Below are 9,374 nucleotides of genomic sequence, written 5' to 3' on the forward strand. Positions count from 1 at the left end.
GCAGAGAGGGTGAAGAGCGGGTGGGGGATGGGGAGTCGGTTGTTGTACGGGGGGAGGGGGCTGGCGGGGCGTGGGATGACGGGTTGATTGCGCGGAGGGCTCGGGATGGGGGAGCGGGGGCGTCCGGGCCTGGGGCGCGGGGTGAGTCACTTGTTGCGGCGGGGGGTGGTGCGTTCCATGCCGAGGGCCCAGGTGTTGTGTCGTGTGCGGAGGATTCACGTGCCGGGGCGCGTGCTGTGGATTCACGTGCTGCGGATTCACGTGCTGTTTCGTACGGCGAGGGGGCGCGTGGCGCGTCGCTGCTTGAGGCGATGGGGCAGCAGCAAGGGCAGCGGGCTGGTGTGGACGGCGGGAGTTGGAGCGGGAGCGGGAGTGGGGACGGGGTCGCGCGTGGGTATCGGTGGGTCGCGGATGGGGGGCGGCGGGCCGTGGGGGGTGGGCTGCGGGGGCGGCTGGATGCGTTGCGTGAGTTGATCGCGCTGTCCCGGACCCGGCTGGACGCGCGGACGCTGGAGGAGGCGGGTCGGGTGCTGGAGGCGGCGGACGAGCGGTATCGGCTGTCCGGTGNGCTGGACGCGCGGACGCTGGAGGAGGCGGGTCGGGTGCTGGAGGCGGCGGACGAGCGGTATCGGCTGTCCGGTGAGCACACCGTCGTCGCCATCGCGGGGGCGACCGGCAGTGGCAAGTCGTCGCTGTTCAACGCGCTGGCCGGGGTGAATCGTTCGCAGGTGGGGCCGCGGCGGCCGACGACCGCCGAGCCGGTGGCCTGTGTCTGGGCGGGCGGCCGACCTGGGGCGGAGGGGCTGCTGCAGAGGCTGGGCGTGGCCGCGCACCGTCGGCACACCCCGGCGGACGGCAGCACCGAACTGCACGGACTCATCCTGCTCGACCTGCCCGACCACGACTCCTCGGCCACCGAGCACCGTGCGCAGGTGGACCGGATGCTGGAGCTGGTGGACGCGGTGATCTGGGTGGTGGACCCGGAGAAGTACGCGGATGCGGTGCTGCACGAGCGGTATCTGCGGCCGCTGGCGGGTTACGCCGAGGTCATGTTCGTGGTGCTGAATCAGGTGGACCGGCTGCCCGGGGACGCCGCCGACCAGGTGGTGGACGATCTGCGGCGGCTGCTGGACGAGGACGGGCTGGCGCTCGGCGAGCACGGGGAGCCCGGGGCGGCGGTGCTCGCGCTGTCCGCCGCGACCGGCAAGGGCGTAGCGGAACTACGGGAAGCGCTCGGCCAGTTCGTCGAGGAACGAGGGGCGGCGGACCGGCGGCTGGCGGCGGATGTGGATGCGGCGGCCGAGCGGTTGCGGTCGGTGTATGTGGCGCAGAGCCGGGTCGGGCTGACGGAACGGGCCCGGGAGGAGTTCGACGACCGTTTGGCCGAGGCGGTGGGGGCGGTGGCCACTGGGCGCGCGGCGGAACGCGATTGGCTGCGCCACGCGGAGCGCGCGTGCGGGTCGCCGTGGGCGCGGATGCGGATGCGGGGGTGGAGGGCCGGCCGGTGGGGAGAGGCGGGCGCCGGTGAGGGCGGGGCGACAGATGCCGGTGGAGGGACTGCCCGAGGGGCCGGGCGGGCCCGCGGCACCCGGGGAGGGACGACGGGCGTGGGCGCTACCTGTACGGGGCGGATCGCCGCTACGGGAGAGAGCTGCGGGGGGCGGAGCGAAGCGGGGCCGACGGGTGCGTGGCGGACCGGTAGTGGATGGACCGGTAGCGGGCGGACCAGTAGTGGGTGGACCGGTAGTGGATGGACCGACGCCGGGCGGATGGGCGGTGGGCCGACCGGCACTGGGCCGACCGGCACCGGGCGGGCCGACTCGGGGCGGGCCCTCGTAGGGAGGCAGGGCACGTCCGGACGGCTGCGCGGGGCCGGGGGGTTGGCCGCCGGTGGGGAGGGGCTGACGGTGGACGGCCGGGCGGCGGCGCGTCCTGTGGTGGAGCAGGCCGTACGGGCGGTGGCCGGTGAGGCGGCGCATGGGTTGCCGGCGCCCTGGGCGCAGGCGGTGCGTGAGGCGGCGGACCGGGGTGCGTACGGGCTGCCGGAGGCGCTGGACAAGGTGGCGGCCGATGCCGAGGAGTCGCTGAGGGACGGGCCGGCCATGAAGCCGCGGTGGTGGACGGTGGCGGCCGCGTTGCAGGGGCTGCTGTCCGTACTCCAAATGGTGGGTCTCCTGTGGCTGCTGGGCGCGATCACGGGCGTGGGAGATGCGACGGCCTGGGTCTCCGGGCTGCTGCCCGCGGTCGTCGGGTCGGTCGGCGGGCCGGTACTCGCGTGGATGTGCCGGGCGGTGGCGCGCGGCCCGGCCAGGCGTTACGGGCAGGATGCCGAGCGGCGGCTGCGGAGTGCGGCGGCGGGCTGCGGACGGGCCCGGGTGCTGGAGCCGGTCGCCGCCGAGCTGTTGCGCTATCGCGAGGTGCGGGAGCAGTTCGCGGTGGCGTCGGGCGCGTGACGGCCGAGGGGTGACAACGGCCCGGGGCGTGACCGACCGGGCGGTGGCTCGGCCGACGGGGACGGTGGCCCGGCCGACGGGGGACAACGGTCGGGGGCCGTGACCGCCCGGGAGGTGGCCCAGCCGGGGGCGACTCCCCTCCCGGGTGGTGGAGTTGTCCACAGTCGGCCACCCGTCCACAGGCTCCCGCGGCGTTCGCGGAATCCGTGCAGCATGAGGTCAACGCAGCGCGAGCGACAAAGAGCGAGCGTGCATCACGCGGGGGAGGCGTGTTCCGTGAACGACACGATGGTGACGCTGGTGGGGAATGCCGCGACGGCGGTGGAGCACCGGCAGACGACGGCGGGTGTGACGGTGGCGAGGTTCCGGCTCGCGGCGACGTCCCGGCGGTGGGACAAGGCGCAGGAGCGCTGGACCGACGGGGAGACGAGTTTCTATACGGTCCGGTCGTGGCGCGGGCTCGCGGACAATGTCGCCGCGTCGGTGGCGGTGGGGGAACCACTCGTGGTTCAGGGACGGTTGCGGCTGCGGGAAGGGGAGCAGCCGGCCGAGCGGGGTGGGCAGCGTTGGTTCTCGGCGGAGGTCGACGCCGTCGCCATCGGACACGATCTCTCGCGCGGGACCGCGGCGTTCCGCAGGGTCACGCGGGCGGCGCGTACGGGGGTGGACCCCGTCCCGTCGCAACCGTCGGCACAGCCACAGCCGCAGTCGCAGTCGCAGTCGCAGTCACTGCCACGGCCACACGCGCAGCCCGTGCAATCGTCCCCGATGTCGCCCTCCCCACAACGGGAGGCTCAGGAAAAGGCGTTGGCGGCCACCGGTACGCCCCCGGCCACCGATACCCCTATGACCGCCCGTACGCGTACGTCTGCCCATACACCCATCCCCACGCCACCCACCCCCAAGGCATCGACGGCGCCAGAACCCGCCACCCCTCACGCCCCCTTGGAGCCGCCGGAACCCTCGATCGTGGCGGCTTCACCTCGGGCAATTTCACCCAACAAGGCGCTAGTGCCCTGAAAAGTCCCGGGGATTTGTCGATAATGCCAGGTCAGGGTGCCTGTTGTCGGTAACGATTGCGATTCGGATCGCTTATGGGATGCCATTACTGGGGACCCTGATGCGCCTGCTCCATAAGATCCGACAAATACTCACGGGGGCTGAATCTGTTCGGCTGTTGAGTTCTTTGGGATCTTTCCGGCGAGGCAACCTCCCCACTCGACCGCCTCGCCCAGAGGGGAAATTCATGCTTTCGATGAAGGGGCGGGGCGCAGCCCGCCTTGCCACTGCGGTCCTGGCCTCGGGCCTGGTCGCGGCGGGTGCGATAGCCACCGCGGGGACTGCCGCGGCGGACGAGACGACCCCGGCGCACGGGGGTGCCACCGCCACACTCGGCGGGCTGAAGATCTTCGATCAGGCGGTCGTGCACAACGACGGAGGGGACCAGCGCGTCGGCGCCGGGCTCTTCGAGATGTCGGTCGACAACGGCGGCACGCTCCAGACGTACTGCATCGACATCCACAACCCGACGCAGCAGCAGGCGAAGTACCAGGAAGTGCCCTGGAGCGCCTCCTCGTTGCACAACAACGCGGACGCCGGCAAGATCCGCTGGATCCTGCAGAACTCCTACCCGCAGGTGAACGACCTGGCCGCGCTCGCCTCCAAGGCCGGCGCCGGGAACCTCACCGAGAAGACCGCCGCGGCCGGTACCCAGGTCGCGATCTGGCGCTTCTCCGACCACGTCAAGGTGGACGCGGTCGACCCGGCGGCCGAGAAGCTCGCCGACTACCTCGAGAAGAGCGCGCAGAGCGTTGCCGAGCCCAAGGCGTCGCTGACGCTGGACCCGCCGGCCGTCTCCGGCAAGTCCGGCAGCAAGCTCGGCCCGGTCACCGTGCACACCAACGCCGACAGCGTGACGATCTCCCCGGCCGCCGATGTGCCGGCCGGCGTCAAGGTCGTCGGCAAGGACGGCAAGCCGGTCACCAGCGCCGCCGACGGCACCCAGCTGTTCTTCGACGTGCCCGCGGGCGCCGCGGACGGCAGCACCTCGCTGACCGCGCAGGCCGCCACCAAGGTCCCGGTCGGCCGTGCCTTCACCGGCATCGGTGAGCACGCCAAGAGCCAGACCCAGATCCTGGCCGGCTCCAGCGAGTCCACGGTCTCCGCGGCCGCCACGGTCTCCTGGAAGAAGCAGGGCGCCATCCCGGCGATCACCGCCGAGAAGAACTGCTCCAAGGGCGGCGTGGACGTCACGGCGACCAACAAGGGCGATGAGGCGTTCCGCTTCCAGCTGTCCGGCAAGGACTACGAGGTCGCTCCGGGCAAGTCGCAGACCGTGACCGTTCCGGTGGCCGAGGACCAGCCGTACGAGATCACGATCAAGGGTGAGGGCAGCTTCAAGAAGACCTTCTCCGGCGTCCTGGACTGCAAGACCGCCGGCAGCGGCGGCGGCAAGCCCTCCTCGCAGCCCAGCCCGGCCTCGGTCGGCGGCAGCACCGGTGGCGACAAGGGCGGCGACCTCGCCGAGACCGGCTCCAGCAACGCCACGCCGATGATCGCGGGCATCGCGGTCGTCCTGGTCGTGGTCGGTGGCGCCGCGGTGTTCTTCCTCCGTAAGAAGAAGGCCGGCACCCCCGCTCAGTGATGCTCGACCCGCACAAGCACTGGGTGCCCGGTAGCGCGGGACCTCCGGCTCACGCCGGAGGTCCGGTGATCCTCGGCACACGGTGACAGTCGGCGACCGCTCGGTGACCCTACGGTGAGCGGGCGGTGGCCGATGGCGTACCCCAAGGCCCCGGAGCGCAGTGGCGCTCCGGGGTCGCTGGCGTCCGCCCTTTGGCACCCGTTTCCATCAAGGGATGGACGTACGGCAAGATGGGGTGTATCTGCCCTCCCTGGCCACGGCGCACCTGGACCCTGGGACGGTGCCGCACAGACCCTGATCGATCCAATCTGCCGGACGGTTTCTCTTGGCTGAGTACATCTACACGATGCGCAAGACGCGCAAGGCGCACGGCGACAAGGTCATCCTCGATGACGTGACGCTGAGCTTCCTGCCGGGCGCAAAGATCGGTGTCGTGGGTCCCAACGGCGCCGGTAAGTCCACGGTGCTCAAGATCATGGCCGGTCTTGAGCAGCCGTCGAACGGTGATGCGTTCCTCTCCCCCGGCTACACCGTCGGCATGCTCCTGCAGGAGCCGCCGCTGGACGAGTCGAAGACGGTTCTGCAGAACGTGCAGGACGGCGCTGCCGAGATCATGGGCAAGCTGCACCGCTTCAACGAGGTCGCCGAGCTCATGGCCACCGACTACTCCGACGCGCTGATGGAGGAGATGGGCAAGCTCCAGGAGGACCTCGACCACGCCAACGCGTGGGACCTGGACACCCAGCTCGAGCAGGCCATGGACGCGCTCGGATGCCCGCCCGGCGACTGGCCGGTCACCACCCTCTCCGGTGGTGAGCGCCGCCGCGTCGCGCTGTGCAAGCTGCTGCTGGAGGCCCCCGACCTGCTGCTCCTCGACGAGCCCACCAACCACCTGGACGCCGAGTCCGTGCAGTGGCTGGAGCAGCACCTGGCGAAGTACCCCGGCACCGTCGTCGCCGTCACCCACGACCGGTACTTCCTCGACCACGTCGCCCAGTGGATCTGCGAGGTCGACCGCGGCCGCCTGCACGGCTACGAGGGCAACTACTCCAAGTACCTCGAGACCAAGCAGACCCGTCTCAAGGTCGAGGGCCAGAAGGACGCCAAGCGTGCGAAGCGTCTGAAGGAAGAGCTGGAGTGGGTGCGCTCCAACGCCAAGGGCCGCCAGGCCAAGTCCAAGGCCCGGCTGTCCCGTTACGAGGAGATGGCTGCCGAGGCCGACAAGATGCGGAAGCTGGACTTCGAGGAGATCCAGATTCCGCCGGGCCCGCGTCTGGGCAGTGTCGTCGTCGAGGTGGACAAGCTCAACAAGGCCTTCGGCGAGAAGGTCCTGATCGAGGACCTGAGCTTCACCCTGCCGCGTAACGGCATCGTCGGCATCATCGGCCCGAACGGCGCCGGCAAGACCACGCTGTTCAAGATGATCCAGGGTCTGGAGACCCCGGACTCCGGCGACATCAAGGTCGGCGAGACCGTCAAGATCTCCTACGTCGACCAGAGCCGCGAGAACATCGACCCCAAGAAGACCCTGTGGGCCGTGGTCTCCGACGAGCTGGACTACATCAACGTCGGCCAGGTCGAGATGCCCTCGCGGGCGTATGTCTCCGCGTTCGGCTTCAAGGGTCCGGACCAGCAGAAGCCGGCCGGTGTGCTCTCCGGTGGTGAGCGCAACCGCCTCAACCTGGCGCTCACCCTCAAGCAGGGCGGCAACCTGCTCCTCCTCGACGAGCCGACCAACGACCTCGACGTCGAGACCCTGTCCTCGCTGGAGAACGCGCTCCTGGAGTTCCCGGGCTGCGCCGTGGTCGTCTCCCACGACCGCTGGTTCCTCGACCGCGTCGCCACGCACATCCTGGCGTACGAGGGCGACTCCAAGTGGTTCTGGTTCGAGGGCAACTTCGAGTCGTACGAGAAGAACAAGATCGAGCGCCTCGGTGCGGATGCGGCCCGCCCGCACCGCGCCACGTACAAGAAGCTCACCCGGGGCTGACCGTCGTGCGACACCTCTACTCCTGCCCCCTGCGCTGGTCGGACATGGACGCGTTCGGCCATGTCAACAACGCGGTGTTCGTCCGCTACCTCGAAGAGGCGCGGATCGATTTCATGCGCCGGCTGGCGCCGGGGGGCGGCAGCCCGTCGTTCACGGGCGGCTCGGTGGTCGCCCGGCACGAGATCGACTATGTGCGGCCGCTGGTGCACCGGCCCGCGCCGGTCACCATCGAGATGTGGGTGACGAAGATCAGCGCCGCGTCGATGACGGTCGGCTACGAGGTCAAGGACGAGGACAACCTCTACCTGCGGGCCTCGACCGTCGTCGTCCCGTACAACTTCTCCGAGGAGCGTCCGCGCCGCCTCACCGTGGAGGAGAAGACGGTCCTCAAGGAGTATCTGGCCGACGCCTCGCACCAGGACGGGGCCGTCGCGGTATGACGGCGCTGCACCTGGCCGATGCCGGGGAGGCGGCGGATCTCGCTGCCTTCCTCGCCCGGCTGATCCACTACGACCGGGCCGCGGCGGTACGGCTGCAGGCCGGCGGCGGCGTCCTCGCCGTCTTCGGCCGCCCGCCGTCCTTCGAGGTGCTGGCGATCCGCACCGCCCGGCTCGCCGAGGACCTCGGCCTGGACATCACCGTCTCGGCCGGTGAGCTCCTCGACGGCATCGACGAGCCGGCGGGCGCGCTGACCGTGCCCGCCGCCGTCACCGGCCCGCCGTGGACCGGGCTGCTGCCGCCGCGCGGCGGCTGGCAGCGGGTGCCCGGGCTGCCGGCGCCCGAGGCGCTGGTGCGTACGGTGGCCGCCGCGGTCGCCGAATTCCGCGCCCGTGACGAGGCGCTGCCGCCACAGCACCGCACCCGCACCGAACGGGACCGCATCGGCCGGGAGATCTGGTCGCGCACCCTCGGCGACACCCACCTCCCGCTGCGTGCCGCGCATGCCGCCCAGTCACTGGGCTTTCTGCGGCCGGCGCGGACCGGAGCGCTCGCCGGGGGCCGTAGTGCACATGGCGCGCACGCCCCGCAGGCACATCCTCACGGCGAGCCGCAGCCTCTGTCCCCGTCGTTGAGTCTGCTCGCCGCCGGCGGCTGGCTGCGGCTGAGCACCCCGTACGGGTCGATCGCCGTGCGGACGGGCGGACCGGCGGGGCTCACGGGGCTGTCGGGGCTCACGGTCACGCCGGTCTGAGAGGCCGCCCGGCCCGGCGGTCACGCCCGGCCCGGTGATCACGCACGCCCGACGCGCTCACGAGGCCTCGCCGCCGTCCTCCGCGACGCCACTCCCCTTGGCGCCGTCCTCCCCGGCACCACCCCGCCCCCGCCCCGCACCATCAGCCGTACGGTCCGGCCACACCCCGATGTGATCGCTCTCCAGCTCCAGCAGGACCCGGTACTCCATGCCCAGGCTGCTGGTGTACTCCGCGGGCAGCTGGAGCCGGCCCGCGCGGTCGAGCATCGCGTATTCGCGCGCGACCAGTGACTCCTGGCCGGTCGCGGCGTCCCGCTCGGTGCGCCGCAGCACCTCCGAGGACGTACGGCCGTCGCGGATCGCGACGGTACGCCGTACCTCGCTCGCCACCGCCTGGTCATGGGTGACGATCACGATCGTGGTCCCGAGCTCCTCGTTGGCGGTACGGAAGGCCGTGAAGACCTGCTCGGCGGTGTGCGAGTCCAGCTCGCCGGTCGGCTCGTCGGCCAGCAGCACGGACGGGGTGTTGGCGAGCGCCACCGCGATGGCGGTGCGCTGCTGCTCGCCGCCGGAGAGCTGGTGCGGACGGCGGTCCCGGCAGTGGTCGAGGGCGAGCATCGACAGCAGCTCCACGGCCGCCTTCGTACGGGCCGCACGCCGCCGGCCACCGCGCAGCTGCATCGGCAGGGTGACGTTCTGCAGGGCGGTCAGATACGGCAGGAGGTTGCGGGCGGTCTGCTGCCAGACGAAGCCGACCACGTCGCGGCGGTAGCCGAGCCGGGCCTTGGCGTCCATCGTCAGCAGATCGCGGCCGGCGACCTTGGCGGCGCCCGCGGTCGGCACGTCCAGGCCCGCGAGGATGTTCATCAGGGTGGACTTGCCGCTGCCGGACGCCCCCACCAGCGCCATCAACTCGCCCTCCGCGACCAGCAGATCGAGCCCTTGCAGCGCCTGCACCTCGACGCCGTCGGTGGTGAAGACCCGCACCAGCCGGTCGCAGGCGATCAGCGCGTCATGCCCGTAGGCGGGCTGCCCGCGCCGGGACGCCGCGCGCCGCTCCAGCTCGGCGAGGCCGGCGGGCGCGGCGGGCCGGGG

7 protein-coding genes and 1 pseudogene are annotated in these 9,374 nt (G+C 71.5%); 7 read left to right on the forward strand and 1 reads right to left on the reverse strand.

Going from position 1 to position 9,374, the window contains the following annotated elements:
- Nucleotides 1–83 precede the first annotated feature (83 nt).
- The 7 genes and pseudogenes from DY245_RS46145 to DY245_RS11580 form a co-directional block, all read left to right on the forward strand.
- Nucleotides 84–567, forward strand: a pseudogene (locus DY245_RS46145) (hypothetical protein); the annotation flags it as partial.
- Between the two features lie 2 nt (nt 568–569).
- Entirely contained in the window at nt 570–2,453 is a 1,884-nt protein-coding gene (locus DY245_RS11550) for a YfjP family GTPase (RefSeq protein ID WP_244942985.1), read from the forward strand.
- Nucleotides 2,454–2,741: 288 nt separating this feature from the next.
- A complete protein-coding gene (locus tag DY245_RS48215; protein WP_128506341.1) occupies nt 2,742–3,473 on the forward strand; it encodes a single-stranded DNA-binding protein in 732 nt (243 codons plus the stop codon).
- 226 nt (nt 3,474–3,699) lie between these two features.
- Entirely contained in the window at nt 3,700–5,097 is a 1,398-nt protein-coding gene (locus DY245_RS11560) for a Cys-Gln thioester bond-forming surface protein (protein WP_128506333.1), read from the forward strand.
- 325 nt (nt 5,098–5,422) lie between these two features.
- Nucleotides 5,423–7,087, forward strand: a complete 1,665-nt coding sequence (ettA, locus tag DY245_RS11570; RefSeq protein WP_128506337.1) for an energy-dependent translational throttle protein EttA — start codon at nt 5,423–5,425, stop codon at nt 7,085–7,087.
- 5 nt (nt 7,088–7,092) lie between these two features.
- The gene (locus tag DY245_RS11575) at nt 7,093–7,527 is read left to right on the forward strand and encodes an acyl-CoA thioesterase (RefSeq protein ID WP_342354181.1); all 435 of its coding nucleotides are present in this window, start codon (nt 7,093–7,095) and stop codon (nt 7,525–7,527) included.
- Nucleotides 7,524–8,279, forward strand: coding sequence for a DUF8010 domain-containing protein (locus tag DY245_RS11580; RefSeq protein WP_128506339.1), 756 nt, complete (start codon nt 7,524–7,526; stop codon nt 8,277–8,279). Before DY245_RS11575 ends, DY245_RS11580 begins: the two co-directional genes overlap by 4 nt.
- Nucleotides 8,280–8,336: 57 nt before the next feature.
- Here DY245_RS11580 and DY245_RS11585 read toward each other — a convergent pair.
- A partial coding sequence (locus DY245_RS11585; RefSeq protein ID WP_425329370.1) for an ABC transporter ATP-binding protein occupies nt 8,337–9,374 on the reverse strand: 1,038 nt, incomplete at its 5' end.

It is taken from the genome of Streptomyces inhibens (assembly GCF_003389455.1).
In the GTDB taxonomy this organism is placed as follows: domain Bacteria; phylum Actinomycetota; class Actinomycetes; order Streptomycetales; family Streptomycetaceae; genus Streptomyces; species Streptomyces inhibens.